The organism is Mesorhizobium prunaredense, from assembly GCF_900156895.1.
Classification (GTDB): Bacteria; Pseudomonadota; Alphaproteobacteria; order Rhizobiales; family Rhizobiaceae; genus Mesorhizobium; species Mesorhizobium prunaredense.
In genome coordinates this window covers 64027-90928 of record NZ_FTPD01000017.1, presented here as the reverse complement: position 1 = coordinate 90928, position 26902 = coordinate 64027, and the positions used below count along the sequence as shown (strand labels likewise).

The following is a 26902-nucleotide window of genomic DNA, read 5'->3' as shown; positions in this document are numbered from 1 at the left end:
CGTGGTCGCGCAACTGCTGCTTCACCTAGGCTGGCTTCTCCTCTCCGGCATCAACGAGGACCGCTTCCCTCATACAGAGGTGAACCCGCAGTGGAAAAATGACGATGCCTAAAATCAGGTTTCACAAGCTTGCAGCCATTGTTGTGCTTATTGGTTTCGCGGCGTGGATGGTGACAGGCGAATTCTCGTCGGTCGGCAGCGTAGCGGCCAACAAGGCCAAGGCAGCCGAAGTCGAGCAGGGCAAGGCGCCGGACGCGAGCAAGCCGAAGACGGCGCAAGCCGAACCGAAGGCGCCGCTGCGCACGGTCGCGGTGGTGACGCCGCCGCGCAAGACCTATGCGCGCGCCATCCGCATTTCCGGGCTGACCGAGGCCGACAAACGCGCGGTGCTGGCAACCCGGGTCGCCGGCGTCATCGACAGGCTGCCGGTCAGCCAAGGCCAGCACGTCAAGACCGGTGACCTCGTGCTGATGCTTGCCGCCGAAGAAAAGATCTCGATGGTCGACAACGCCAAGCAGCTCGTGGCGCAGCGCACGGCCGAGCTCGATGCCGCCGAGCGGCTCGCCAAGACCGGCAATCTGCCCAAGCTGCAGCTCGACACCGCCCGCTCCAATCTGACCCAGGCGCAATCTCAGCTGGATACCGCGCAGGCCGAACTCGACCGCAACGAAGTCAAGGCGCCGTTCGACGGCGTCATCGACCGGGTGCCGGTGGAACTCGGCAGCTCCGTCATGCAGGGCGGCGAGGTGGCGACCATCATCAAGCTCGATCCGGTGATCGCGCGCGGCGAGATCAGCGAGCGCGACCTCGGCTATCTCAAGATCGGTGACAAGGCCAATGTCCGGCTGGTCAGCGGCCAGACCGTGAAAGGCACCGTGCGCTACATCAGCCGCGACGCGTCGTCGGCGACCCGCACCTTCCGTGTCGAGGTCGCGATCCCCAATGCCGATGGCTCCGTGCCGGCCGGCATGACGGCGGAAATCCAGCTCAGCGCGCTGCCGACCGACGCGGTGCTGCTGCCGCGTTCGGTGGTGACGCTCGGCGACAAGGGCGACCTCGGCATCCGCGCCGTCGGCAAGGACAACAAGGTGGCGTTCTTCCCGATCGACCTCGTCGACGACACGCCGACCGGCCTCGTGCTCGGCGGCATACCGGCCGATGCGCGCATCATCGTCGCCGGCCAGGAACTGGTGAAGGAAGGCGATGAGGTCAAGCCGGTCGAGGCCGACCAGGCGACCATCAACAAGCTGATCGGCGAGGCCACGGCCGGGACGCAGTAGCGCAGGCGTGCCGGCGCCGGGCCTCGCCCGGCGACGTCAGTCCGTTCGCCACTCCCCGACAAGCACAGCAGGCATAAGTCATGGATATCGTCAGACTCGCAATCAACAATGCCCGCCTGACCATCTCGGTCCTGGTTTTCCTGCTGATTGCAGGCTGGGTCGCCTATCAGTCGACGCCGAAGGAAGCCGAACCCGACGTTCCGATCCCGATGATGTATGTCAGCCTGATCTATCAAGGCATTTCGCCGGAGGATTCCGAGCGCCTTCTGCTGCGGCCGATGGAAAGCAAGCTGAAAAGCCTGAAGGGCCTCAAGGAAATGCGCTCGGCCGCCTTCCAGGGCGGCGGCTATGTGCTGGTCGAGTTCCAGCCGCAGACGAACCTGGCGACGGCGCTGCAGGATACGCGCTCCAAGGTGCAGGACGGCAAGGCCGACCTGCCGCAGGCGGCCGAGGAGCCCGTCGTCACCGAGGTCAACATTTCCGAATTCCCGGTGCTGGTCGTCACCTTGTCCGGCGAATTGCCCGAACGCGTGCTGGCCGCCGCGGCGCGCGAACTGCGAGACCGCATCGAGGAAGTGCCCGGCGTCCTCGAAGGCTCGCTGCAGGGCTCCCGCGACGATCTCGTCGAGGTCGTCATCGATCCGATGAAACTGTCTTCCTATGGCTTGCAGCTCGACCAGCTGATCGGCGCCGTCGGCGCTTCCAACAGCCTGGTCGCCGCCGGCAACATCGAGGGGTCGCAGGGCAAATACGCCGTCAAGGTGCCGTCATTGATCGAGACGCCGGAGGATGTCGCGGCGCTGCCGGTGGTCGCCGGCCCCAATGCCGTGGTGCAGGCCAAGGACATCGCGACGATCCGCTCGACTTTCAAGGATGCCGAGACGGTGACGCGCCTCAACGGGAAGCCGGCCATCGCCATCGAGGTCAAGAAGCGCATCGGCGCCAATCTGATCGACACGCTCACCAAGGTGAGGGAGGTGTCCGATACCTTCGTCAAGACCATGCCCGAGGGGATGCACGTCACCTACACGCAGGACAAGTCGGTCTTCGTCAACCAGCTGCTCGGCGATCTGCAGAACCACGTGATGATCGCGGTGATCCTGGTGTTCATCGTCATCCTCTACGCGCTGTCCGGCCGCGCCTCGCTGCTCATTGGCCTCGCCATTCCGTCCTCCTTCCTGATCGGCATCCTGCTGCTCGCCATGATGGGTTACACGATCAACATGATCGTGCTGTTCAGCCTCATTCTGGCGGTCGGCATGCTGGTCGACGACGCCATCATCGTCACCGAGTTCGCCGAACGGCGGATGAGCGAGGGCATGCCTAAGCAGGAAGCCTTCGCGCTTGCCGCCAAGCGCATGGCCGGTCCGGTCATCGCGGCGACGATGACGCGTATAGCCGCCTTCTCGCCGCTGCTGTTCTGGCCGGGCATCATCGGCGACTTCATGAAATACATGCCGATCACGCTGATCGTCACGCTTTCGGCCTCGATGCTCTACGCGCTGGTGTTCGCACCGACGCTGGGAGCAATCTTCGCCAAGGCGCCGCAGCATCATGAGGACGGCAATCGCGACGGCTGGTACATGGCTGTCGTCAAGCAAGCGGTGCGCTTCCCCATCACCGTGATTGTGCTGACCGTCGTCTTGCTGGCCGCCATCTTCGTCGGCTATTCGAAGTACGGCGCCGGCGTCGAGTTCTTCCCGAGTGTCGAACCCGACTATGGCCTGCTCTATGTGCATGCCCGCGGCAACCTTTCCGTGGCCGAAATGGACACGGCGACAAAGATCGCCGAAAACCGGCTGCTTGGCTGGCCGGGCGTGAAGTCGGTCTATACACGCGTCGGCAAGTCCGAGGGCGGCGGCCAGGATGTGCCTGAAGACGTCGTCGGCGTCATCAACTATGAGTTCATCGACTGGCGCGAGCGCAAATCCGCGAACGATATCCTGAACGATCTGCGCGGCGTCATGGCGGGCATTCCCGGCGTCGATGTCGAGGTCCGCGTTCCGGAAGCGGGCCCGCCGACCGGCAAGCCGATCCAGATCAGGCTTTCGGCCGTCGACCCCAAGGGATTGGACGAGAAGGCGCGTGCGGTGGCGGCGCGCATCGCCAAGGTGCCCGGCGTCATCGACATTTCCGACGGCTTGCCGCCGCCCGGCGTCGACTGGGCGCTCGAGGTCGACCGGGCCAAGGCTGCCCAGTACGGCATCAGCCCGACCTCGGTCGGCACCGTGGTGCAGCTTGTCACCAACGGTTTGAAGCTCTCAGAATACAGGCCTGCCGGCGCCGACAAGGCGGTCGACATCCGGCTGCGCTTGCCGGAGGACCGGCGCACGCTGTCGACGCTCGACGAGCTTAGGGTGCAAACCTCGCAAGGCTCGGTGCCGATCTCGAACTTCGTCGTGCGCAAGCCCGAACCGACGGTCGGCATCCTCAACCGCATCGACGGCGCGCGTACCGTGGTCGTCCAGGCCAACGTTGCCGCCGGCGCCCAGGTCGCGGCCGTGCAGCAGGAGGTCACCCGGGCCGTCACCGACATGAATCTCGGCAGCGGCATCCGCTGGAAGCTGGCCGGCTCGAACGAGGACAGCGCCGAAGCCAGCGCCTTCCTCAGCAAGGCCTTCGGGGCGGCGATCTTCCTGATCTTCCTGGTGCTGTTAGCGCAGTTCAACAAGTTCACCAGCGTCTGGCTGGTGCTGTCCTGCGTGGTCATGGCGACGATCGGCGTGTTCCTCGGGCTGCTGATAACAGGCGAGACGTTCGGCATCGTCATGTCAGGCATCGGCGTCATCGCGCTTGCCGGCGTGGTGGTGAACAACAACATCGTGCTGATCGACACCTATGACCGGCTGCGCGAAGAGGGTTGGGACAAGATGGACGCCGTGCTGCAGACCTGCCGCGAGCGTGCGCGCCCGGTGGTGCTGACGGCAGTGTCGGCCATCCTTGGCGTGCTGCCGATCGCCTTCGGCCTTGGGCTGGAAATTTTCCATCATGAGTCGACGATCAATGCGCCGTCGACGCAATGGTGGATTTCGCTGTCCTCGGCGATCGTCTTCGGCCTGTCGTTCGCTACGGTGCTGACGCTGGTGGTGACGCCGTCGATGCTGATGGTGTTCACTCGTGCCAAGGTCAAGCCGGGCGCACGGCGCGGCTTGATCAGCCGGTTGTTCCGCCGCGGTAAGGGCGAGATCTCGTCGGACACGCCGACAGCGGACACCGGCACCGAGCCGGCAATCGCCTTCCCGAAAGCCGCCGAATAGACAGGTTTGTCGTTTCGACCGGCAAAGGCCGCCTGGAACTGCCAGGCGGCCTTTTGCATTGTTTCCCCGGCAATGCGAGGGCATTGCCCTGAAGCAAATGCCGGGAATGTCTCATGCCGATCAGCACCATTATCATCATCATCTTGATCCTTGTCCTCATCGGCGCGGTGCCGGCCTGGCCGCATTCGCGCTCCTGGGGCTACGGACCTTCAGGCATTGTCGGTGTGGTGCTGGTGGTGGTTCTGCTGTTGCTGCTGATGGGGCGGCTCTAAGCTTAGGCGTCCCTTTTCGACGTTGCGTTCAGGCGGCTTTGGAAACGCCGTTCACTGTTGCGATGCCGATATCTTTCAGAGCCTCGGCGACAGCCTGATCGAGCGGCGTATGCGGGATTTCGCCGATGATGCCTTCCAGCCGCGTCGAGACCAGCTGGTGCGGTTCGAAGCGCAGATAGGACGCGTAAACTATGAGCTCTCGGATAGCGCGTCGGACAAGAATTCTGGCGCTCCGATCTGCGATTCAGGGTTACTAAAGCCCGAGCTTCCTCTTCAGTTCCGCGTTCTCCTTGCGCAGGCGTTCCGCGAGCAGGCTCTTCAGTCGCTTGTTTTCTTCCTCAAGCGCGACGAGGTCCTTCAGATCGTCACCAACCGGCGCAGGCGGCGAAGCTTTCTTCCATTGATAGTAGGTCTGTTCCGAGATGCCGGCCTGCTTTACGGCGCTCTTGTGGGTGTCGCCGCCACTGATAGACTTTTGGATCAGGGCGAGCATCTGGGCGCGCTCCTTTTCAGAGTAGGTCTTACGTCCGGCCCGGACGGTCGCTGCTGGTGCTTCCTTCGCCTCGGACGCCGCGCTAGGGGCATTCTTCCGAGCAGCCGGCCTGGGCTCAGCCTTCGCCTTCGGCGACCGTTTGGCCTTCTTCTTTTCAAGCGTCTCCAATTTGGCTGCCGGTTGCGTTGCAGTTGTTACTGGTTCTGCGTCCAGGGGATTTGCCATGAGATGCTCCGCTCGCGGTTTGTGCATGTGTTCAGCATCAAGCGCTACGACGCTCGAGTCAACAAGGCGACGATTTGGCAACTCCATCTCCTCGAGTTCCCTTCTTGTTTCGGCCGTTGCTGCGGTGAGATCGACATCGCCCCAGATCGAACGACTCCGTTTTTGAGAACTGCGCTTCTGTCTGATCTCCACCGTGAATGCCCGGGGCTGCCGCCTCATAGGTAGTTCCTTGTTGAACACGAAATTGCGAAGGAAGTCGCGGCAGACGACGATTGAAGGTCCGGCCGCTTCTTCTGTGGTCGAGCTATATGCATCCGACCGCCCGAGCAAGCCCTACTGGCGGCGCACACCCCCGAACAGACTGGGTGTGAGCCCCTAAGAGCAAGTGGCTATGCCATCTCTCGGGATCGACGAGGTGGTGGATTTCCCGCAGCATGCAAAAAACCATCTCCCGCATCTTCGATGGTACATCGATGGCAGGCATACGAACTGAAAGAAGCCGCTCAAGAGCGCGACCCAATCTGCACTGGCAGTGCTGCGGGTCGCGCCCTGGGACGGGGTGTAGCTCGACGGTGGAGAAGCCGCTCGCGAGCGCGCCCTCAACAGCGCGGTAGCGAGCGAGCGGCGTAGCGGGGGTTATCGATGTTTTTCGGTAGGGTTGGGTTGCTGACAACCTGGTTCGAAGGAAGCACCGATGACCAACATGATGGACCTGCGCGGGCTCGTGAAGAAGATCCCGACGCCGATCAATGCGCGAGATGATCGGCTTTGCCGCCGAGCGGCTGATGGAGATGGAAGTGGGCGCGGCGGGATGACTTACAAATGAGAGACGCGAACCCCCAGCTCGGTGCCGAACTCCTGCGCGAACAGCTTCTGTACCATCAATTTTAGCATCCTAAAGGATGGAAGCGTCCGGCTGGAAACAAGCATCTTCTCGAGGGCGGCGTTACAATAGCTTCGGCAGCGTAGAAGGCTACCCGATCGATCTCTTTGAACTGAACCACAGCGGCTGAAAGGCAGTGTTGAATCGCCCCACTTGCGAGCTTGTTGGTGAGCTTGATCCGGTTGAGGCGCTCCTCTTCAACGGTCGCTATTACGTGTCCGTCTCGGACGAGCATCACAGCACCATCGTGCAGAAATGTATTCGCAAACTCGAACGGTTTTCATAGACTTTGTCTAAGAAACGCCAAATTGGCTCGGCGCAAGCCCGCTTCGACTTAGAACGGCTACGTTATGCTTCGCCCCCTGCGATCCCAATCAGACATCGTCAAACTCGAAAGTTCGGATAGCCCGCCGGCCTCAGCATCAGATCCAACCTTCGCCTTGCGGATCCATCGAACTGCCGCGGCCGCCCAAGGCGGTGCAATGGCCAGTCCTGACAATGGTGATCCGGCAAGCACCTGCATGAGCGGGACACAGGAGCGATCTCCAATGACTTCTCCGCTCAATTGCCTACGCGAATTAGACCGGCACTCGCGTGAGTAGCCCGTGTCGGATGAGATCGATGCTGGCGGCAAATGCGCCTGCAGAGTCATTCAACGCGTGGACTTCCTCGACGAGCTCAAGAGAAAAGGGACCGGTATAGCCGCCATCAAGTAGCGCCCGGATCTGGCTGCAATTGTCGGAACCTCCCAGGATGCGATCCGGATGAATCCAGAAGGTTGGATCGTTTATGCCTGAAACGTGCACCAGACCGGTCAGATCGCAGAAGAAGGACGTCTCGCCGGCGAGCGTGTGGTGGAATGTATCGTGCACAAGCCGGAAGACGGACTGGCCATCAACCGAGGCTATAGCGTTAGCCGCTTCGTTCTTCGATCGAAGCGAGGAGGTCTGGAAGCCAAGCGGTTCGATGAGCCCAATCAGACCCCGCGACTGAAGTATCGGCTTGAGCGCCTTTAAGGCGACGCGGAGATTGCCTGGGCGCTCGCCATTGGCGGACCACGAACCGTCGTTCACCGGCACCAGCATAAGCGCCTGGGCGCCACAGGCGGCCGCATAATCGGCGAGCTTGCTGGCCTCGGCCTTGCGGGCGGGAGTCCATTCGTTGAATCGCTGCAAGGCGTTGACTGAGATAATCGTGATGCCTGCTTCGGCAGCGGCAGACCGGACATCCGCCGGCGGATTGCCGCGCACAGCAGCCTTACTGCAGGGATTGTTCCGGATTTGCACGTCGGTCAGACCGAGATCGCGTGCGAGCGCGAAGAACGTCCCGACATCAAGCCCGGGCGTCGCCATGTGGTCGAGTGCAAACCGAAGTGTCGCCTGGCGCACGGAGTGGGTTTCCTTCATCAAGGCGGCCGCCATTATCGGGTGACTGGCTTCTGCCGTTTGTTGATTTACGACGCCGAACTGATCGGCATAGGAAGGCGAGCCAATCGAACTGACCCGCTCTTTATTCACACGATTGTCTCTCATTGTGAGCCGACTTTCACGCAACGGATACTACCGCGCCTCTTGAGAACATTGATCTGCCAGGCGAAATGACCGAAGATGGCTGAAGGCTATCCAGCTGCTTCCACACAGTAAGCGCCAGCCCGGATGTCGCGCCGATCCGGAGCCAAACTGATGTGGCAGGCTGCTTCTTCGTAGCGAGGCCGATGCCCAGCGCGATCATAGCGCCTCCCCGACCTTCCCTCAGGCTCTGGATCCATCCAGGACTCGCCGCCGTGCGGCCTTGAAACAAGCGCAACACGTCAGCGAGCTTGTTGAACGCAATCGGGGCGACCGCCGGCGAGACTGCGGGCGACAACATAGAGTCTCCGCGGACCGGGCGTTATGGCGAGCACGAAGGCCGCGGCAAGGTCTAGGGCGAGTTGGGTTAAATCTGGCATGGTGGTCGATACCGACGAAGTTTATGTTGCTATGGGGATGAGAGAGGCGACCTCACGGTCAGATGCCCGCTCGCTAGAAGAAAGGCCCGCAGCCACTCCGGCGCGGTCGGCCGCGCTCCGATTCTGGCTCATCTTGCGCTTGCCCTCGATCCTCGTGATCGGCATGCGCAGGCCCACAATTCCGCGGAGTTGCGCCTGCACGAAATCCGGCGGCGCGTCCGACACTGCCCAAGGCGAGACGCGCCCACCCTCGTGGTGGTCGGTCAGGCGATGCACGGCGGCCAGCAGCCTACCCGTATCCTCGAAGAACTCGACCGGGCCATAGGCGTGGACGGCGACGTAGTTCCAGGTCGGCACAACCTTCCCGGTTTCCTGTTTGGCCGCATACCACGCCGGGGTCACGTAAGCATCCGGTCCCATGAAGATGGCCAAGCCATCGCATAGCGGCGGAACACGGCACTGCGGATTGGCCTTCGCGAGGTGGCCGTAGATCACGCCGTGCTCGCCCTCGCTTTCATCTAGCAAGAGGGGCAGTGGTGAGGCGAAGAGTCCTTCGGCCGTGGCGGTGACGAAGTTCGCCAGCGGCGCTGCGCGGATGCTCGCTCGCAGGAAATCCATATCATCATCTCGGAAGGCCGGAGGGGTGTACATCGGGGGAACTCCGTGTGTGCGTTGCAGGTTAGATACTGGCAATCTGGCCCTCTGGAAACAGCCAGTTTGTTGCAATTGAAGCCGTCCAGTTGGTGAAGTGGCATCGCGGGACGCGGCGGCTGGCTGTTCCCGGGGCAGCACGCGAGACCGACGCTGCAGATCCATCGGATCGTCGCCGAGACAGCAAAAGCGCCAACACCGTCAAAGGGCCCGGCCGGCACACGCTGCGTCACAGCTTCGCCACCCCTGAAGACGGCGCCTACCTCGGCCTCACCCAGGTCCTGCTGGGGACGCAAGCTCGACACGCGGCGGTCTACGCAAGCTCGCGACCCGCAGATATGCCGCTTGCGGTCCGCTCGAGAAGTTGGCCTTTTCAAGGAGGCGGAGAGTTCGCCCGACGGGTGAGCGTTCGGCATCTCGATCGAGATCGCCGATATTTTCCGTGCTGCCTGGCCTGCCTATCAGGTCGCGCATGCAGGCCAGTTCAGCCTCGGCAGTTGAAGTTGATCAAAGCACCAACCCGAAGGGGTGCGCAATGTTTGGACCGTGGCTACGCTGGGTCGATTCGGTTTATGAAGTGGCGCATCTTCCGCTGGCCTGCCGAGTACGAAATGGCGAGAGGCTTTACCTCCTGTCGACCTTCGCAGCCCCAGGAGGCCCGGACCGCAAAGGAACGCACTGGTTGCGAGCGAACCGATCATACATCCGGACGGGCACGTTCCTCAACCGACCCGCATGTCGGAACTGGCGACCGAGGCTTTAGCGGTGGTGATTTCCTGTTTGTAGACCTTACACCCTGGTGCAAGCTCTCTCAGACCGCTCACGAGCATCTTAGCCGCGCCCTCGAGCGCTTCTTCCGGCATCGCTGCCAAGCTTTCCAAAATAAACCACATGCGGCCGCCCACCGTCTCCAACCGGGTGCGCGTGCCCTGCCGCCAGTTCCAGCGGCGACATGTAGCTCCCAGATCGTCGCGCCAGATGACCTCCCCCTTGGAAGGGCTTTCAACGACCGCGTCCCCATTCAAAACAGTGTGGAAGGACTCCGTTCCTACGGCAATCGTCAGCCGCGGTTTGCCGACATATGCATCGAAATTTTCGCCGCCAACGGGTATTGAGAAACGCAGGCTCACTGCATTGTAGAGGTCAACGATAGGAATTATTGATGGGATGCGGCCATCCTTCTCCACCCGTTTTTTCAATGCCTGCGCCGAGCACGGGGTTTCGCGCCGAACCGGACGTATGCCTCCGCCCAATTGGCCAAGTGCGCTTCTCCCCAGGCGGGTCCCCCCGCTCGGACGAAATCGCAAGCCTCTCCCAACACGTCCCGAGCCATGACGCCTCGCGCGCTGTCCTGTGCATCAACAACAATGCTGATTGCGCGAAAGTCAGGTGCGATCTCTGCTATTTCTTCGTCGATCAGCGGAAAATCCAACAACGCTTTCTCCTTTAAGCAGGCCGCGACGGCGCCTTGCTTCCACCGGATTTGAGAGTCTCCTCAAGAATTCCCTTGCCCAGGTCCCAGGGTCAGAGTCCTGCCCGGGACCCGGACTGGCCGACAGAGCCAGTCCTGGCAAGTCTTGCTGATCCAGTCTGCGATCAATGCCCGCGCGACTCTGGGGTTACGAGCCAGGTCCGCTCGCTGTCAGGGCGGGTATTGAGCATCTTGCCGGATCCTCGGCAAAACTCTTTACCCGTTGGACAGCGCCAGTAAGGAGCCGAACGCCATTCTCGATCTGCCGAATGGTCAGGGCGGAATAGCCCATCACCAGTCCAATCCGGTCAGCGCGGCCTTCATCTCGGATGTACAGCGATGAGATCGGGTGGATGCCAACCCCGACCTGCCGCGCCTCTTCAACCAGGACGTCCTCCAGCGACCGAGAAAGATCCTTGAACCAAACGACGACATGCAGCCCTGCATCGGCCCCCTCGATGGCGATACTGTCTGCGAACGCGCGTCGAAGGACGGCAAGCAGTGCCTCTCGCCGCTCGCCGTTAAGACGGCGGACGCGGCGCACATGGCTTTCATATGCACCGCTCTCGATGAGTGAGGCCAGGGCCTCCTGTTCCGCAACCGGAGAATGCCTGTCCAGAAGCTGCTTGGCCATCGCAAAGACGTCTTGCAACTCGGCCGGAACCACCAGGTAGCCGATGCGCAGCATCGGCGACAGTGTCTTGGAGATCGTGCCAACATAGATTACGGAACTGCGGTCTTCCAGCTTATGCAGCGGGGGCACCGGTCGAATGTCGTACCGGTACTCGCCATCGTAATCGTCCTCGATAATATAGGCGTCATTGCGCCGAGCCCATTCGAGGAGCTGATACCGCCGCGAAATCGACAAGACGCCGCCGAGCGGGAATTGGTGCGACGGGGTGACATAGGCCAGCCGCGCTGGGATCTCCTGCAGCAGCTCGGTCTTCATGCCCTCGTTGTCGACGGCGACAGCGACGGGCGTGGCTCCTGTGCTGGCAAAGACTTGGCGCGCCATTCTATAGCAGGGATCCTCGATCACGAAGCTGTCGGAAGGATCGAGCAGCAGTCGCGCGCACATGTCGAGGCACTGCTGTGATCCGCTGACGACGAGGATCTGCTCGACCTGGCAGCTAAGGGTTCGGGCACGCCACAAATATCCCTGCAGCGCCTGGCGCAAGCGATGCGAGCCGCGTGGATCGTGGTAGGCCAGCCTTCCGGGGCTTTGTGACATCGCCGCGTTCATCGCGCGCTTCCACGTCAGCGCCGGGAAATCAGATGGCGCGAGGTCGCCATAACGGAAATCGACCTTGAAGCGGTTGGGGAGGTAATCGCGCCGTGGCGGACTGGCGCGCAGTCGCTCGCCGTAAGAGGAAAGGTGGATCGGGCCAGTCCGTTTCGGGACCGCGCTGGTCGCTTTACTGCGGACTAGCGAAGATGAAACGCGAGGTCTTGCGCCTTGAAAGACCTCGATGAAACCCTCGGCGACCAGCTGGTCATATGCCACGGTGACCGTGGTTCGCGACACACCGAGTTCATTTGCAAGGCCGCGGGACGATGGCAGCTGGCTGCCCGTTTCATAGATGCCACCCAGGATCTGCTCGCGAAGAGCTTCGCAGATCTGGCGCGCGCCCAGACCTTGCGAGCGAGCTGTCGACGCGGCAGGAGAAGGCTGGACCATTTCTTTCATCGCCAACTGGACGTTCCCTCCGAGTTAGTGTGACGGCATTGTCCTCCAAATCAAGAGGGCTAAAGCCGATGACCAGCGCCGAAGATCAGCTTGAAGCCGACGCAACAACAACGCCGTCCCGGAACGACGTCGATCTCGCATTCGCCACACGGGCCATCCATCATGGCTACGATCCGCCCGGCTTGTCCAATTCCGTTCAGACGCCTGTGTTTCTTACATCGACCTATGGATTTGAAAGCGTGGCAGCAAACGAAGCCGCCGCAGCGCTTGGCGGAAGACTCTACGCACGCGAATACAACCCGACGACCGAGGTCCTGGAAAAACGGCTCGCCAATCTCGAAGGAGCCGAAGCTGGGCTGGTACTCGCCTCGGGGATGGCGGCCTTCGGCACCCTGATCCTTTCGCTGCTTTCGCATGGTGACGAACTCATCGTCCACAAGACACTCTATTCGAATACGCTCGCCATGGTCGAACAGGGGCTGCCGCGATTTGGCATCAAGGTCGTTGCCGTCGACCTGTCGAATCCGAGCAATCTCAATGGCGACATCACTGACAGGACCCGGCTCGTGTTCTTCGAGACGCCGATCAACCCGCTGAGCCGCATCCTCGACATCGCCGCCATTGCCGAACACGCCCATTCTCGCGACGTGAAGGTCGCGGTCGACAGCACCTTCGCCTCGCCCGCTCTCCAGCGTCCGCTGGAACTCGGAGCCGACATCGTGATCCATTCGCTGACCAAGTACATCAATGGCCATGGCGATGCTCTGGGCGGTGTGATACTCGGCGATGCGAAAACACTGCACCTGCTGCGCGAAACTGGCCTGCGCTATCTCACCGGGTCAGCGCTCTCGCCCATGTCGGCGTTCCTGATTTTGCGCGGGTTGAAGACACTCACGTTGCGTATGGAGCGTCACAGTGCCTCTGGGCTTGCGGTCGCTCAGGCGCTCGAGGCGCACCCGACTGTGGCTTGGGTTAGCTATCCATTTCTCGGCTCTCATCCCGACCATGAGATCGCGCGCAGGCAGATGTCGCATGGCTCGGGCATGTTGGCTTTCGGGCTCCAAACGGGGTTCGAGGGGGCGCGCCGTATGATGGACCGGCTCAAGCTGATCATCAGGGCGGTCAGCCTCGGCGATGCTGACAGTCTCATCTATCATCCGGCAAGCCTGACCCGCTCGCGCAAGTCAGTCCGCAAGGATGCGCATTTGCCTGACGGAGTCGGCGACGACCTCATGCGCCTGTCGGTAGGGCTCGAAGACGCCGCCGATTTGATCGCGGATCTAGAGCAGGCGCTGGACGGGGTCTGATGCCCAACGCTTCACCCAATGTAATAACGGGAGCTTCAGCATGGCTTTCCTGAGCGGCCTTTCGGCCTTCCCAATAACGCCAACCGACAGTGACGGCGTCGTCGATGTCCTGGCGCTTCGAAAGCTGATAGCGCGGCTTTGCGCAGCAAAGGTGGATTCCATCGGCCTGCTCGGTAGCACCGGCACGTATATGTATCTGTCGCGCGCGGAACGCCGCCGGGCGATTTGCGAGGCGCTGGACGAGACGCGTGGACGAGTCCCGCTCGTGGTGGGCGTGGGCGCTTTGCGCACCGATGAAGCGGTACACTATGCAAGTGATGCGAAGGCCCTCGGCGCGGCTGCGGGGTTGCTCGCGGCTGTTTCCTACACCCCGCTCACTGACGACGAAGTTTTCGAGCATTTTTCGACAGTAGCGCGCGAAAGCGGCCTACCGATCGTGATCTACGACAATCCTGGAAACACGCATTTTCGCTTCACGCCAGCGCTCATCGAGCGTCTGGGACAGCTGCCTGGGATCCTCTCTATTAAAAACTCAGCCGACCGGGGCGATGCAATCAAAGGCCAACTTGCGCACCAGAAAAAAATTGTGCCGAAAGGATTCTCGATCGGCTACAGCGGCGACTGGAACGCCACCGAGGCCCTGATCGCAGGCGCCGATACATGGTACAGCGTCCTCGGTGGCATCTTGCCCGACCCCTGCCTGAGAATGGTCAGAGCCGCTCAGCACGGCGACTACACAGAAGCACATCGGATCGACGCCACCCTGGCCCCGGTGTGGGAGCTTTTTAAGACGTTCTCGAGCCTTCGCGTCGTCTACGCAATCGCCGAGCTCCTCGAAATCTGTTCCGCCGAGCCCCCACGGCCAATCAAGCCGCTTTCCGCTGCCGCGAAGTGCCAACTCGCCGGCGTCCTGGACCGTCTAGGATCAGGTGTCGGATCGTAAGCCGCGCGACTTCATATCGCCGAGGGAAAAATGTACGCACCGACCCTTTCGATGGGATTAGCCGAGATGTTCTCCATAATCTGATCGGAAACAATGCGCGCGGCGTGCTGATCGCCGATGGGTCGACAGGTCTCGACGCCAATCGCATCCTGTTCGATTGGCAGAACGTCTTATCGGCGAGGGAGGTAGGCTGCGTTCCGGGCCGCCAACGCCTACATTTCTCCGGAAGAGTATTCGGGCCAGACGACTTCCACTCGAAGCACCAAAACCTTGATGTGCTACAGCATTCAATCGCTGCGAAGGATCTTTGCTTCAAGCGCGGCTGCCACAAAAGCCCTTCGAGCAGCTGGTGGATGGGCCTCACCACGCAATACCTGCAGACAAGCGTCCATCGCTACCCTCCGTTTCTCGGTCCGATGATGAAGGTCACGGATCAGGATAGCGGCCGCTTGGTTGACATCGAATACGATACGCTCAGAACTGTGGCGGCCAACCTGAACAACGACCGCCCTCTCAAATCTGTGCAAGCCGGTCATCTCTCCGCCCCCAAGGCGATATCCGTCAATAGGACCCCGCTCGTCTTCTTTGCCGAGCCGACCCGGTACCACTGCATCTATGAGCCGAGACAATGCCCGTTTGACCAACCCCGCGGTAACCTCACACGCGCTTAGCCGCTCTGATCCGCTGCCGATCTGCAGGCGGGATCCGTCGATGTCGGAGGTTGTGCCGCCAACATGACGGCGCGATTCAAAAAGGCGAATTGGGCGCTGCCCTCGCCATCGAAAATCTTGTCGATAGAGACCTAAAGAGTAGCTTGATCAGGGAAGGCTCTAGCGCGACACCTTCGTGCTCAGTACGCGCACGCTCGGTGCCTAGGGAGCGCGGACCTCCTGTGGCGCGGGTGATGCGTGACCGTGCACATCGTTGCCCAGCGGCTTGCGGTGGCCAGCCCTTGTTACTGTGCCGCACAGCGCTGGTGTCAGCCATCTTGTTCTAAATCACGCGGCAGACCTTATCATTCACCGCGCGGATGCCTCACATCCAAACAATCTAATTTACCGGTTCCTCATGATCCTGCATAGCGCAACATCAAAACCCACGGCTATGTTTTCCAGCCGTTTCTGCGGTTGCACCACGGTCACCTCGACAAGGATCTACTATGCGCATTTGCGGTATCAAGCTGACGCACGACGGGGGAATCGCTGTCGTGGAAGACGGCAGATTAGTCTTTTGCATCGAGCAGGAGAAGCTCGACAACAACCCACGATACCAACATATCGAGCGGCTTGAGACGGTCGTCGCCGTTTTGGCGGAAAACGGGCTTGCTCCGCGCGATATCGACCGGTTCGTCATTGACGGATGGGACGGTGAGATCCAGTCGGAATTCCAGGTTCTGAGTAAGGGCTCCCCTATCACTCTCAACGGCGCGCCATATGTGGAGCGGGACGCCGAAAATCCCCTGACAGCCTATCAAGGTTCCGGTCTCATGCTCGACAATGGGGTATTTTCTTATGAAAGCTACCCGCATGTTCTTGGGCACGTAGCTTCCGCATACTGCACCAGCTCATTCGCCAAAGCAGAGGAACCGGCATTTTGTCTGGTATGGGACGGCTGCATCTTTCCGCGGCTTTACTACGTCGAGCCAAGTGGAGTCCGATTTGTTGGGTGCCTGTTTCCGATGATAGGCCATGCCTATGCCGCCGCGGGCCAACATTTCGGTCCTTACAGGCAAGAACTGCGGACTGGCTGGAATCTCGGTATCGCCGGCAAGTTGATGGCCTATATCGCGCTCGGTGTGGTCCATGAACACATCATGAATGTGTTTCAGGAGCTTTACGACTATCATTTCGCCGGGGATACGGACCTTGCCTTTGGCTACAGGAACAACAGCCACAGTGAAGACGCGTTACTCACGGCTGTGCACGACTTCTTCGATGCAAGCGCGTCGCGGTTAATCGCCGAAACGCCCGAGGACATTCTTGCTTCCTTCCATGCCTTCGTAGAGCGTCTTCTCGTCCGGGGGATGACAAGCACGCTGCGTGGGTACTCGGTTCCCGAAACCCGAAACCTGTGCATAGCCGGCGGATGCGGGCTGAACATCAAATGGAACAGCGCCCTTCGGGCGAGCGGTTTGTTCGACGCAGTCTGGGTGCCGCCGTTTCCGAACGACAGCGGATCGGCGATCGGTGCCGCTTGCTGCGCGCTGGCCGGCGATAATGGTTTCGTACATCTCGACTGGTCAGTCTACAGCGGGCCAAATGTGAGCCATGGCAAGGTTCCGCCTGGTTGGCAATCTTCTGCTTGCAGCCTGAAAGAACTTGCCAGCGTGCTCGCCGACAACAAGCCTGTGGTGTTCCTTGCAGGCCGCGCAGAGCTTGGTCCACGTGCTCTGGGAGGCAGAAGCATCCTGGCGGCCGCAACTTCGCCGGAAATGAAGGACCATCTCAACAAAATCAAAGTTCGAGAGCACTTCCGGCCGGTAGCGCCAATATGCTTGGAGGATCGTGCACCTGACATGTTTGACCCCGGCACGCCGGATCCTTACATGCTGTTCGATCACCGAACCCGTTCGGAGTGGAAAGACAAAATCCCCGCGGTCGTCCATCTCGACGGGACAGCGCGACTTCAGACTGTTTCGAGAACTTCTGAACACCCAATTGCAGAACTTCTGATGGAATATGAGAAACTCACGGGCATTTCGCTGCTCTGCAACACGAGCGCAAATCTCAATGGACGTGGTTTTTTTCCGGATGCAGCTGCCGCCTGTGAGTGGGGATGCGTAGACCACGTTTGGTGCGATGGGTTGCTGTTGACCAAGACAGGTGCAAGTCAATTCGAGGGCTGAGCGATCTGCGCCACGTTCCCGTGGCGAACTGAGTTGCCGCGAGCCGAAGTGTGGAAAGCGTTCGCTGGCAAAGGAAGCCCGCCAGGGCGACAGAGCCAAGGGCGGCGTACGACTGCGGTCGGCAGGAGCGCGCGCTGGTGGGTTTGGCAGGGGGCTATAGGGGACCGACCACGCCTTCCATTAGAAAGGCTCCCAGCGCACTCATCAATGCCTCGGCGGTTTCCTTGTCGAGTTGCAGTTCGACCTCATCATCGTCATCCGTGATGAGCAGCAAGGTGCCTTTCAGCGGGTTGCGCGACGTGACCAGCACATCGTCATCCTGGAACTCGACTTCGCGGGCCATAACTCCGACCTCCGTTGCTCGAGTCAGAATGACGCACCAGCCGCAGTAAAGAAAGCATTGAGCGATCCTGAGGCGCGGCGAATTTCGTCGCATTACCTCGATGGTGAAGGCGATAAGCAGGCGGGCATTATTGAAGATGTGGTTGGCGTCCGCCTCTCAATCGCAACCAAACCATACTCGGTTCGTTGACCTACGCTGGTTGATCCCAGCCCACTCCAGACCCTGGCGCATCTTCATCGACATAAGGTCGAATGGTCTGCGGCGTGTTTGGGTCGAATGCCGACTTTCAGCCTTCGAGTGTCCGAAAAATGTCCACATATTTCGGACCAGCATGGCTCTGGCTAACTTGCTACCAACAATACAAGTAGCTGCCGAGCTCGACGTCGTAATCAAATGTTTGGTAGCGCAAAACGCCCTCATGGACGTAGAGCGGTTACGACACAATCACCCATTGCTATCTAAGTTCGTGAATCGCTACGCTCGGCACGACGGCCTTGGCGATCTCACATAGGTGCTGGTGATGCGTAAGATAGATCACCTGACCGGCACTTGCCATTTCGCCAAACAACCTGAAGACCTCCTCGGAACGGACATGGTCGAAGGTTTCCATGATGTCGTCTGCGATGAAGGGCACGGACGGCCGAAACTGCGCAAACTCGTAGTACCCAGCAAGCCTGAGCGCCAGATAGAGCTGAAAGCGCGCGCCCTTTGATAGCGCGTCGGCGACCTTGGATTGTCCATCGCGTTGCAACGCGATGAGCACTTCCCCACCCTTCACAGGTTGAGTTGTCAGGCCAGAATACTGGCCGCGCGTCATGAGGGCGAATGCGTCTGATGCGCGCTCCATCATCCCGGAGCGGTGACGCTCGCGGTAGAGACGCAGAGCATTTCCAGCCGACATTATTCCCAATTTCAACTCGATATAACGGACGGCCTTTTCCTCGATTTCCAGAAGGACGGTGCGCCGTTCGGCATCTATTCGGGCAACAGCACTGTCGCCGCCAATGGCGTCCAGCTTGTCGGTCGCGCGCGTCTGTCGAATGAGCTGCTGGCGTATCGCCTCGTCAGAAGCGTGAAGCCTTTGTTCGGCCTCAGCCTTCTCGATTGCAAGACTGTCGAGATCGACAGCATCTAATATCGAACGCGCCTGCTCGAACCCTTCCACCGCGAGCTCGGACGAAACCTGTTCCTCAAGTTCGGCCACGGTTGTGCGCAGGCGATCCCTGTCGCGCAGCAGTTCGTCGCGTTGCACGACTTCGGATAGCGTGGCCACGCCAAAGACGCTCAGGACCTCGTTTTTGCGGCGCTCATGTGCCGAAATCTCGGCATCGAGGATCTCACGCCCATCCTGCAGGCGCTGCAGGTCATTGACGAGGCTTGCCTTGGCCTCGCGCGTGCGCTCGGCGCGTTCCAGGCGCTCGGCAAGCCGAATCGCCAGCTGTTCCGGTTCGTTGTCGTCGGCCGCCTCGCCCGCTTCGGCTGCAACGGCGGTAACCTCAACCAGGAAATTGTCCCTGTCGGCTTCCATCTTGTCGATACGGAGTTGCATGGCGTCCCGGTCTTGAAGACATTTGGACAGTTCAGCCAATTGATCCAGGACGCCGCCGACGCCGGGCGCCGAGATGCCGTTCTCGAGCCAGGTGCCCTTGAGCGCTTCGGCAACGCCGGCTAGCCATTCATCCTCACGCCGCTCTGCGACTTCGATGGCTCGGCGCCTGCCGGCCAGATCCTCTTGCCTTGTGCCAACGGTCTTGAGCGCCTCGGTGCGCTCAGCGTCCACTTTGAATTGCCTCTCAAGGAACAGCTCTGCCACCGCCATGACCGTTTCCAGGCTGTCACCAGGATCTGAACCGACGCCGACGCTCGCCAGCGCGCCGCTCAGCTCCAGGCGTATTCGGCCTTCCTCATCAACCGCGCGCTCGGTCTTCTTGCGGGAAAGCTCGATCTCCTCCCATGCCGCGAGCGCATCGACCCGGGCAGCAATGCGATCCTCGATCATTTCGATCAGCTGTTCGGGGGATGTTTCCTGGCGCGGTCCGAGCAGGTCTCTTGCCGCTGCGCGAATTTCCAAGAGCACAGCCTCCCGATCTGAGCCGTTGCGTGCAAGCTGGTCGCGCGCATGCGCGATGGTGGCCGCGGTTTCTGCGATGTTCCGGCTTGTGCTACGGATTTCAACGAGTTCCCGGGCGTTGGCCAGACGGCCTTCCGCGACGCGGTCGTCTTGAGCCAGTGCTGCCGCAAAATCATCCGCCGTATCGCCAGTCAGGTCATCGCGATGCCTTGCCCAGGACTCGTCCCGGGCACGCCGAATGACGTCCGCCGCATCATCGTCGGTGACATCGACCGAGGCACGAAGGGCTTCCAGCCGCGCCGAAAGCAAGTCGTGATTGCCTTGGTGCTCGGCAAGACGTTCGGAAAGGACACCCCTGCTCTTCCCGAGCTCTGCTGCCAGCGCCTTCCATGCGCCAAGCTGTCCAGCATTCGGAATGGCGATCCTGGCCAATGCCTGAGCATCGCCCGACCAGGGATGCAAGCGCGTGATCGCGGCCTCCCATCGAATTGTACCCGCATCCGCGGCCTCGCGTGCCGCCTTGGTCTCCTTCATGTACCCGCTGGCCTTCGCCGTAGACAAAGCCGAAACCAGCCTTGCCCTGGCAGGCTCGGGGACGGCCCGTTCTTCGCCGACCCGCTCGCGTGCCGCCTGAAGCGCATCAGCAGCAGCCGCGGCCTCCTCGCGCGCAACGCGCACGCGTAACGATCCCGGATCGCTGCTCGACCATGGTGCGCACAGCGCCTATGGTTGCAGCAGGCAAGAGCAGTTTGGCAGGGTGTGGCTCGGAGGACCTTCCAAGAGCGGCAAGGCAGGTCGCCACGGCATTGTGCAGGATTTGCAGCTCCGTCCTGCGACTTGGCAGGTCGAGGCCGGCCGAGACGTGGCGCACCTTGCGGTCGGCCAGGGCGCGAACCCGTTCGGAAATCGCAAGGATCACCGCGTCCACGTCGACCGAGGCGATTTTCGTCGTCACCCGTTCGAGCTCTTCCACACTCGAGGACAGCCGCGTTCTCAGACTGGCGTCGACCTCGATCATGTCGGCGACACTGCCGGTCCAGGTCCGTGACGGTGAAGCGATCTCAGGCAACTCGGCCAGTTGGGCTTGCTTGCGCCGGATATCGGCAAGCGCGCAGCAGCCTATGAAGCGGCCGGCGCCGACATGATCCTCATCCACTCGAAACAGAAGGCGCCGGACGAAGTCGAAAGCTTCGTGCGTGCCTGGAGCGGCAAGGCGCTAATCGTGATCGTGCCGACTGCGTATCCGGAGATGAACGAGGAACGTATCAAGGCGCTCGGCAGGATCGCGATCGTGATCTATGGCAACCACGCGATCCGCGCTTCGGTCACGGCGATGAAGGATGTCTTCGCGCGCATCCTCAAGGATCGCGGCATCCACAACGTCAACCGAGACATCGTTTCCGTCGAGGAGGTGTTCCGTTTGCAAAGGATGGATCAGGTCAAAGTCGACGAGGAACGCTTTCTGGAGTAACGGCCGACCGAACATTGTGTCTGACTCTGACCAGTGGATGAGCTATCGCGATGACGAAGCGAGAAATTTGCCGGCTGCGGGAAGTCGTCCAAGCCGACATTGGCGCGATGAGGCCGCACGGCTGATCGCTGTCGAGGTGGAACGCATCCTGCGAGGTGGGAACGTGCCGATGACAAGAGCGAGACATTGGATGTGGCGGAAAGGCTGGCTGGCCACGTACTTGTGGCAGTTTTGTCGCTTCCTTCGGAACACCAGTGCGCAGGCGCGTCGCTGCTTGGTCAAGATAGACGGTGTTCCAATGAACGATGGCGCTGACGACGAGATTTGAGACCGGAAGCGCGGAATGCCTTGGCTCTAGAATGTCCCATTGCACTTAGTCGGTGGATGCCGTTTCAACGACTGACCTTCGCGAACCACCTCCCTTTTGCAACGCTCAGGTTGGCCCTCAGACTGACAGCTCAACCCCGGATTGGGCAGTAGTGGGGCCCTTGTTCCACTGATAGGCACTTTGCAAAATTGCGCTGATAACTAAATCTTTTAACCCGCCAATGCTTATTTGCGAGGCTGAAGGCGTGAGGTGATCGATGGGTGAATCAAATATAATCGCGTTTCCGCTGCATCGTCGGCGGAAATTGGTTGAAGGTATCGCGCGGGTCCTGGAATCCAAGAACGGGGAGGACGCGAACGCGTTCTGGCGCAGCACCGTCAAGACAATTCTCGTCCAACTGTCCGAATCAGGAATTGGACCGGGGCTCGCCGAACAGGAAATTGGAATGCTTCTCCGTTCTGTCTTACGCGACATAGCCACCCGGTCTGCGAAACTGGCACGATAGCATCGGCTCGCGAGGAAGGCTTGCCGTGTGAGAACCCCGGGGCCAGGAAAGACCCTCGACCTAATCCTGTTGCCCGGCACGGCGACGCGAGCGCAGCAAGCCGATGAGTAACTTCGAACATTCGTGGCGATCGGCTCAACGCGGACGAGTCCGTGCTGTTCGGGCAACCTTCCTGCGACCAAGAGCGAAATGGAGCGAAAACGGCCATTATCGCCGGCATCGGGTCGATGCCGCTGAAAAGTCGATTCTGTTTTCTTGATGTTTGCCAGGAGAACGGACGATCATGGCTGGTCGCCGATGCCAAATCGGGGAAGCTCGGTTTCGTTTTCTGCTCGGCAACAGGAACTCTTGAATCCACAGCTTTCACCAACTCCATTTTTTACTGACGCGTCGCCCCGCGCTATAGACGCCGCGACATATACAGCGCCCCTCGCAGAGTGGGGCTGTGAGCGCGGGATTCTGTTACGAGATCCGATGACTCCGATCTAGCTTTACGAGGTGGGCTCATCGTCATAGCAACAGTCGTCGCACGGCCACACCGTCCGCGAACGGCACACCGAAAACTTTCCGCAACGGCTTGATGCTGCTTCGTGACAGCCAACTTTCTTTGTTGCCCGACCTACATGCTGGTCGTTTTCTGATCACCTTGACTTCGGGTTCACGCCGCCTGCGGTTCGGCCAGATAGTCGTGAACAACTGTCCCGAGGCCGAGTGTCAGATCCGCGATGAAATGGGCGGCTGAAACGACCTCCAGAACCGGCAGTTCTGCAATCGGCGCGAGTGCATGCGACCGTAAGTCCAAGCCTGCGGGAGCACCCCATGCGCCCTTCAATGTCACGTCCTCCATCTTAAGGCGTACCAACTCGCAGACGCGCAGGCTGCCATCGACATGCGGAATAATCTTCAGGAGGAATGTCGGCTGACACAGCGAGGCCAGAACCTCGCTGTGGTCGAGCGCCCAATGTTTAAAGCCCATGGTGCCTGTTGCGATCCGGACCGGGCCGTAGTCGAGGGTGCCGACCAGTGTGTCTCCATAGACCTCTAACGCAGGATGTGCATATTTCTTCGGGAATCCCCACAACTCACGGCCACCCAAAATTGGCGGTCCGTCGTCCAAATACATGGCATGCGAATAGCCGCCGATCACGTCGTTAAACCTAACGGGAATGACCTGGCCGGACTCAATATAGCTCCCGAAACCCGCAGAGTCGGGCATGCGAATGAACTCAAACTTTACCAAGGGATCATCGAATTCGAGTGGCTGAGGGACTACGGCGCGTAGCCGGTCGGGGTCCGTCCGGTAGGTGATGATAAGGTACTCGCGGTCCACGAAGCGATATGGCCCCGTCGGGTAGGCGGGGCTTGTCAGCGGCATCGAATAGGCTTGGGCACGCACATCTTTGGACTTCAAGGCTTCTACCTCCCCGGTGAGCGCTGCATCCCGGATAAGAACGCTTACACTGCTAAGATCTACATGAAGCTCGCAAGGAGCATGCCAAGGCGGTAATACTTTGATTGATTGATATTTTTCAGGTTTGCTACAACGGCCGCTCAGCTATTAGGTCTGATATGTCCTCTTTTGTAAGCATCCTGCCATTGCGGCATCGGCGACACAGGTATCGCCTAGGGCTTGTGTATATGCGCGAGTTTACAGAGGCTTCGAAATAAGCACCGACCGGGTCGGGCACCTCTGGGCACCATTCCTATCCCCCTGCAGATTTATCCCGTTCCACGAGGGGCGCATCAATGCGAGTCGAGCGAATTACAAACGGTTCGACGCAAACAAGCATTCACCGGCGGAGTCACCTGCTAGGGAAAGAGTCTGCCCAGCGTTCCGCTTGATCCAAGGTCTAGCGACCGAGCAAATTCGTGTCCGCGCGCAGGTGCAAATGCTCCACCTGCGCCCTCTCGCCTTCACGCAGCTTCGCTTGAATTTAAGACGCTCGTGTGAGGGCCGGTAACCGCGCAGATAGAGTGCGCAGGTAGTCCTGAGCATAGACGCGAAGTTCGGGATATCTCCGTTGATCTCGAGTGCCTCGTCACAGAGCTTGGAGATAAATTTCGTCGTTGACAGACCCTGGCTCTCGGCAATTTCGTCGAGAAGTGTCCAAAAAGCGGCCTCGAGCCGGATGCTGGTCGAATGGCCGGCAACACGGACCGAACGGTTGGTCTGGCGGTATCCTTCGGGATCCTGTCTCGCGTAAACCTTGCACATCTGTGGCCTCCCGTTCCTGTGGACCGCCGTTGTTCCTGTCCGGCGGTTTTCATTTCGGCATTTTCTCCACAGAAGAGCTGCATCGTCTTGTCTCCATTGCGAGGGAATAGTCGGTTCAACGCGGCTTCAGAACTCGGGTTGCTCGTTTTCGAGTAGACGAACAAGCGTTGCTCGGTGCGACTGCACCGAGTTACGTCATTGGACGGGTATGCCAAGGGGGAAACGGAATTGGCAACTGCTCAGGCGCTGGCGAACCTTCGAATGTTGCGCATGCGTTGGAGCGCCGGCCGATTCGAGCACGATCAACGATCGCTGTGGCAAGGTCACGTCAATGTCCCGATGTGCCGTTCTGGCTGGCTGACGCCGACTCGTTCGCCTACCGCCAGACTACCCCGCTCAGGAGCGCGACGCCGGTAGCACTCCCATCTCCTTGAGCAACCGGCTAGCGCCGTCAATCTTGTCCATGGTCCAGAGCATGAAGCGACCGTCGACATGGATGCTGCGGCTGCGGTCCGCGTTGCGCTCCCAGTCAGAAATTACGCCCTCGAGCGTGCCGTCGAAGGCGAGACCCACGAACTCGCCGCGTCCGTTCAGCGTCGCCGAGCCGCTGTTGCCGTTGGTGATGTCGGCGGTGGACAGGAAGTTGACCGGTAACGTGCCCAGCGCCGGCGCGACATAGGGGCCATAATCCTTGGCTCGGATCGCTGCGATAGCCGCATCTGGAGCGTCGAACTCACCCTTGCCCGTTTCTTTGGCCAGAAGTCCCTCGGCCGTGGTAAAGGGCATCCAGATCTGCCCGTCGCGTGTTCGCCCCGCCACCTTGCCCCAGGTGATGCGCAGCGAGCCATTCGCGTCGGGATACATCGGCCGGCCGATTGCCTGGCGGTAGGCACGCTGGCCGTGCATATAGATGGCGCGAGCCGCCTGGCTGCGTCCAGCGCGGTCCTTCGCAGCGTGCTTCGCAGCTATGTCGCCGGGATAGAGCGCGACCGCCAGCTTGATGAAAGGATCGTCCGACGCCTCGAAGGCAGCAGCGGGCTTGCCGAGCCAGCCGAGCCGCGTTGCCGTGTCTGCGAGTTTGGTGTCTGCATAAAGTCGGTCAAGGCCAATTTGGTCCAAAGTGGTTTCGAACGCAGTATCGCGGTCCTTTGCGTCCAGCCGGCGATATTCATCGAGCGCAGCCTCGAACAGCTTGCGATCGATGACGGGCAGATAACTGCGTTCGATCTGCGTCAGTTGATCCACGGTCTCGTTACGGTCACGATCTTGAAAGCCGCTTTCGCGATCTTCATCGGGCTTCTCGTGCTCCTTCGCCCAGCGATAGAGAGTGCGTGCCGATGAGAGGATTTGCGCGCGGTCCAGCAGCGCCTGGCGCAGCCTCGCCAGCGAAGCCCGGCTATTCTCGCTCACCATCGCGTCCAGTTCGCGGATTGCTGCGTCGAAGCGCGTCTGCCGTACGGGATACTTAGTGACCCAGGCGCGAAAAGCTTTCTCCTCGTTAGCCTTGCGCCCGTCGAGGCCGATCGCGTCGGCGCCGGCAAGATCGCCCGCCAGCTTCTTCTTGTAGTTTTCCACGCCTCGCAGGATGGAGGCGTAGCGGATCTGCGCTTCGCGATTGCCTGCCGTGGCTTGCTTGATCTGGGCCGCATAATCCGACAGCAAATGCTGCAACAGCGGTTCGTAGTGCGCGAAGTTGAACCGGACTTCATCCGCGGTGAGGAACCGATTGGTTGCTCCGGGAAAGCCGGCGACCATCACGAAATCGCCTTCTTGCACGCCTTTAGAGGCGATGCGCAGCCAGTTCTTCGGCCGGTAGGGCACGTTGTCGCGCGCATAAGGCCGGGAGGAACCATCAGGGGCGACATAGGCGCGATAAAAGCCAAAGTCGCCTGTGTGGCGCGGCCACATCCAATTGTCCGTTTCGCCGCCGAAGTTACCTATGCCGAGCCCGGGCGCATAGACGAGGCGCACGTCCTGAATTTCGAGCTTCTGCTGGAGATAGTAGGAGGCGCCGCCATAATAGGACCCTACGTCGCAGCGGCGATTGGGCTGTTCTTCACATGCGGCGATCAGCGCCTTGCGGTTCGTGTCGAGCCGCTCATAGCGGGCAAAGCCGTTCAGCTTGTCCGATACGCCCTTGAGCATGTCGGCGGTCACATCCGGCATATCCTCGATCACATAGATGCGGCTGCCGGGCACCGCGGGTAATTCCTCACCCAGGCTCTTCGCCAGAAAGCCGTTGGTGAGATAGTCTTGGCTCTCCTTGCTGTTGTACTGCATGGATCGGAACACGCAGTGATGATTGGTCGCGACCAGTCCTTGCGGGCTGACGAAGGAGGCGGAGCATCCGCCCAATGATACGATCGCGTTGAGCGGGGCAGCGTCCAGTCGGCTCAGCTGCGCGGGATCGATCTGGAGCCCATCCGCGCGCATGGCCGCGCCCACTTCCGCAGTCTGGGCCGGCATCCACATGCCTTCGTTCGCCGATGCAGCGGTGGCCGTCCAGAGCAAGGCGATGGCGCTTACCCGAGCAACCATTTCACATTCGCAGTTCATACTGGTGTCTCTCCCATTCTGTCTACTGTTCTCCGCCGACTGGATCGATGGGCTATCGGGCTGGCTGGCGTCCGCCAGCGCCTGCGCGGCTGCCACTGGGTGAAGACTGAGTGGACGGTCAACGCAAAAATCTGGATGACGCTCCCCTCAC

Annotated in this window: 21 protein-coding genes and 2 pseudogenes; 10 read left to right on the top strand and 13 right to left on the bottom strand. The window is 60.5% G+C overall.

Annotated features, from left to right (window positions below; translation table 11 throughout):
* The first annotated feature begins 104 nt into the window (after positions 1–104).
* The 3 genes from BQ8794_RS14895 to BQ8794_RS14885 all read left to right on the top strand — a co-directional run bounded on the left by BQ8794_RS14895 (position 105) and on the right by BQ8794_RS14885 (position 4809).
* Complete coding sequence (locus BQ8794_RS14895) at positions 105–1280, top strand: efflux RND transporter periplasmic adaptor subunit (protein WP_008878236.1); 1176 nt, start codon at positions 105–107, stop codon at positions 1278–1280.
* 80 nt (positions 1281–1360) lie between these two features.
* The gene (locus BQ8794_RS14890; RefSeq protein WP_077378847.1) at positions 1361–4537 is read left to right on the top strand and encodes an efflux RND transporter permease subunit; all 3177 of its coding nucleotides are present in this window, start codon (positions 1361–1363) and stop codon (positions 4535–4537) included.
* Between the two features lie 113 nt (positions 4538–4650).
* Positions 4651–4809, top strand: a complete 159-nt coding sequence (locus tag BQ8794_RS14885; protein WP_077378844.1) for a DUF3309 family protein — start codon at positions 4651–4653, stop codon at positions 4807–4809.
* 253 nt (positions 4810–5062) lie between these two features.
* On the opposite strand, the gene BQ8794_RS14875 is transcribed toward BQ8794_RS14885, so the two are convergent.
* A complete protein-coding gene (locus tag BQ8794_RS14875; protein ID WP_244554970.1) occupies positions 5063–5746 on the bottom strand; it encodes a transposase in 684 nt (227 codons plus the stop codon).
* Between the two features lie 475 nt (positions 5747–6221).
* Here BQ8794_RS14875 and BQ8794_RS37025 point away from each other — a divergent pair, with 475 nt between their 5' ends.
* Entirely contained in the window at positions 6222–6353 is a 132-nt protein-coding gene (locus BQ8794_RS37025) for a hypothetical protein (protein WP_280113299.1), read from the top strand.
* 61 nt (positions 6354–6414) lie between these two features.
* Here the strand turns inward: BQ8794_RS37025 and BQ8794_RS37380 are convergent, their stop codons facing one another.
* The 5 genes and pseudogenes from BQ8794_RS37380 to pdxR form a co-directional block, all read right to left on the bottom strand.
* Positions 6415–6645, bottom strand: a complete 231-nt coding sequence (locus BQ8794_RS37380; RefSeq protein WP_425293537.1) for a hypothetical protein — start codon at positions 6643–6645, stop codon at positions 6415–6417.
* Positions 6646–6988: 343 nt separating this feature from the next.
* Complete coding sequence (locus tag BQ8794_RS14860) at positions 6989–7831, bottom strand: TIM barrel protein (protein ID WP_077379104.1); 843 nt, start codon at positions 7829–7831, stop codon at positions 6989–6991.
* 548 nt (positions 7832–8379) lie between these two features.
* On the bottom strand, positions 8380–9009 hold the full coding sequence (locus tag BQ8794_RS14850) for an FMN-binding negative transcriptional regulator (RefSeq protein WP_077378831.1): 630 nt from the start codon (positions 9007–9009) through the stop codon (positions 8380–8382).
* Between the two features lie 722 nt (positions 9010–9731).
* Positions 9732–10441 (bottom strand): annotated as a pseudogene (locus BQ8794_RS14845) (B3/B4 domain-containing protein).
* A 187-nt stretch (positions 10442–10628) separates the two neighbouring features.
* Complete coding sequence (pdxR, locus tag BQ8794_RS14840) at positions 10629–12167, bottom strand: MocR-like pyridoxine biosynthesis transcription factor PdxR (RefSeq protein WP_077378828.1); 1539 nt, start codon at positions 12165–12167, stop codon at positions 10629–10631.
* 68 nt (positions 12168–12235) lie between these two features.
* Here pdxR and BQ8794_RS14835 point away from each other — a divergent pair, with 68 nt between their 5' ends.
* Positions 12236–13474, top strand: a complete 1239-nt coding sequence (locus BQ8794_RS14835; protein ID WP_077378825.1) for a trans-sulfuration enzyme family protein — start codon at positions 12236–12238, stop codon at positions 13472–13474.
* A 40-nt stretch (positions 13475–13514) separates the two neighbouring features.
* Entirely contained in the window at positions 13515–14417 is a 903-nt protein-coding gene (locus tag BQ8794_RS14830) for a dihydrodipicolinate synthase family protein (RefSeq protein ID WP_077378822.1), read from the top strand.
* A gap of 287 nt (positions 14418–14704) precedes the next feature.
* Here BQ8794_RS14830 and BQ8794_RS14825 read toward each other — a convergent pair whose 3' ends face one another.
* A complete protein-coding gene (locus tag BQ8794_RS14825) occupies positions 14705–14953 on the bottom strand; it encodes a DUF982 domain-containing protein (protein ID WP_077379103.1) in 249 nt (82 codons plus the stop codon).
* 623 nt (positions 14954–15576) lie between these two features.
* On the opposite strand from BQ8794_RS14825, the gene nodU reads away from it, so the two are divergent.
* Entirely contained in the window at positions 15577–17262 is a 1686-nt protein-coding gene (nodU, locus tag BQ8794_RS14820) for a nodulation protein NodU (protein WP_077378819.1), read from the top strand.
* A gap of 154 nt (positions 17263–17416) precedes the next feature.
* On the opposite strand, the gene BQ8794_RS14815 is transcribed toward nodU, so the two are convergent.
* The 3 genes from BQ8794_RS14815 to BQ8794_RS35935 all read right to left on the bottom strand — a co-directional run bounded on the left by BQ8794_RS14815 (position 17417) and on the right by BQ8794_RS35935 (position 20832).
* Positions 17417–17605 carry a hypothetical protein gene (locus tag BQ8794_RS14815; protein ID WP_008871997.1) on the bottom strand — a complete coding sequence of 63 codons (189 nt, stop codon included), beginning with the start codon at positions 17603–17605 and terminating at the stop codon, positions 17417–17419.
* Between the two features lie 454 nt (positions 17606–18059).
* Positions 18060–20354 carry an ATP-binding protein gene (locus BQ8794_RS14810; RefSeq protein ID WP_174654455.1) on the bottom strand — a complete coding sequence of 765 codons (2295 nt, stop codon included), beginning with the start codon at positions 20352–20354 and terminating at the stop codon, positions 18060–18062.
* The gene (locus BQ8794_RS35935; protein ID WP_174654452.1) at positions 20317–20832 is read right to left on the bottom strand and encodes a hypothetical protein; all 516 of its coding nucleotides are present in this window, start codon (positions 20830–20832) and stop codon (positions 20317–20319) included. The genes BQ8794_RS14810 and BQ8794_RS35935 overlap by 38 nt, the downstream gene beginning before the upstream one ends.
* Between BQ8794_RS35935 and BQ8794_RS14805 the strand changes: the two genes are divergently transcribed.
* From BQ8794_RS14805 to BQ8794_RS34745, 3 genes are all read left to right on the top strand, one after another.
* On the top strand, positions 20818–21147 hold the full coding sequence (locus BQ8794_RS14805) for a beta/alpha barrel domain-containing protein (RefSeq protein WP_077378816.1): 330 nt from the start codon (positions 20818–20820) through the stop codon (positions 21145–21147). The two genes, BQ8794_RS35935 and BQ8794_RS14805, sit on opposite strands and share 15 nt — an antisense overlap.
* 584 nt (positions 21148–21731) lie before the next feature.
* On the top strand, positions 21732–21980 hold the full coding sequence (locus BQ8794_RS36450) for a DUF6074 family protein (RefSeq protein WP_008872004.1): 249 nt from the start codon (positions 21732–21734) through the stop codon (positions 21978–21980).
* A gap of 152 nt (positions 21981–22132) precedes the next feature.
* Positions 22133–22366, top strand: a complete 234-nt coding sequence (locus tag BQ8794_RS34745) for a hypothetical protein (protein ID WP_143744570.1) — start codon at positions 22133–22135, stop codon at positions 22364–22366.
* 272 nt (positions 22367–22638) lie between these two features.
* Here the strand turns inward: BQ8794_RS34745 and BQ8794_RS14795 are convergent, their stop codons facing one another.
* The 3 genes and pseudogenes from BQ8794_RS14795 to BQ8794_RS14785 form a co-directional block, all read right to left on the bottom strand.
* On the bottom strand, positions 22639–23391 hold the full coding sequence (locus tag BQ8794_RS14795) for an acetoacetate decarboxylase (RefSeq protein WP_077378813.1): 753 nt from the start codon (positions 23389–23391) through the stop codon (positions 22639–22641).
* A 540-nt stretch (positions 23392–23931) separates the two neighbouring features.
* Positions 23932–24195 (bottom strand): annotated as a pseudogene (locus tag BQ8794_RS36445) (ribbon-helix-helix domain-containing protein); the annotation flags it as partial.
* Between the two features lie 396 nt (positions 24196–24591).
* Positions 24592–26847: a S46 family peptidase gene (locus BQ8794_RS14785; RefSeq protein WP_244554969.1), complete on the bottom strand. Its 2256-nt coding sequence runs from the start codon at positions 26845–26847 to the stop codon at positions 24592–24594.
* Positions 26848–26902: the final 55 nt, after the last annotated feature.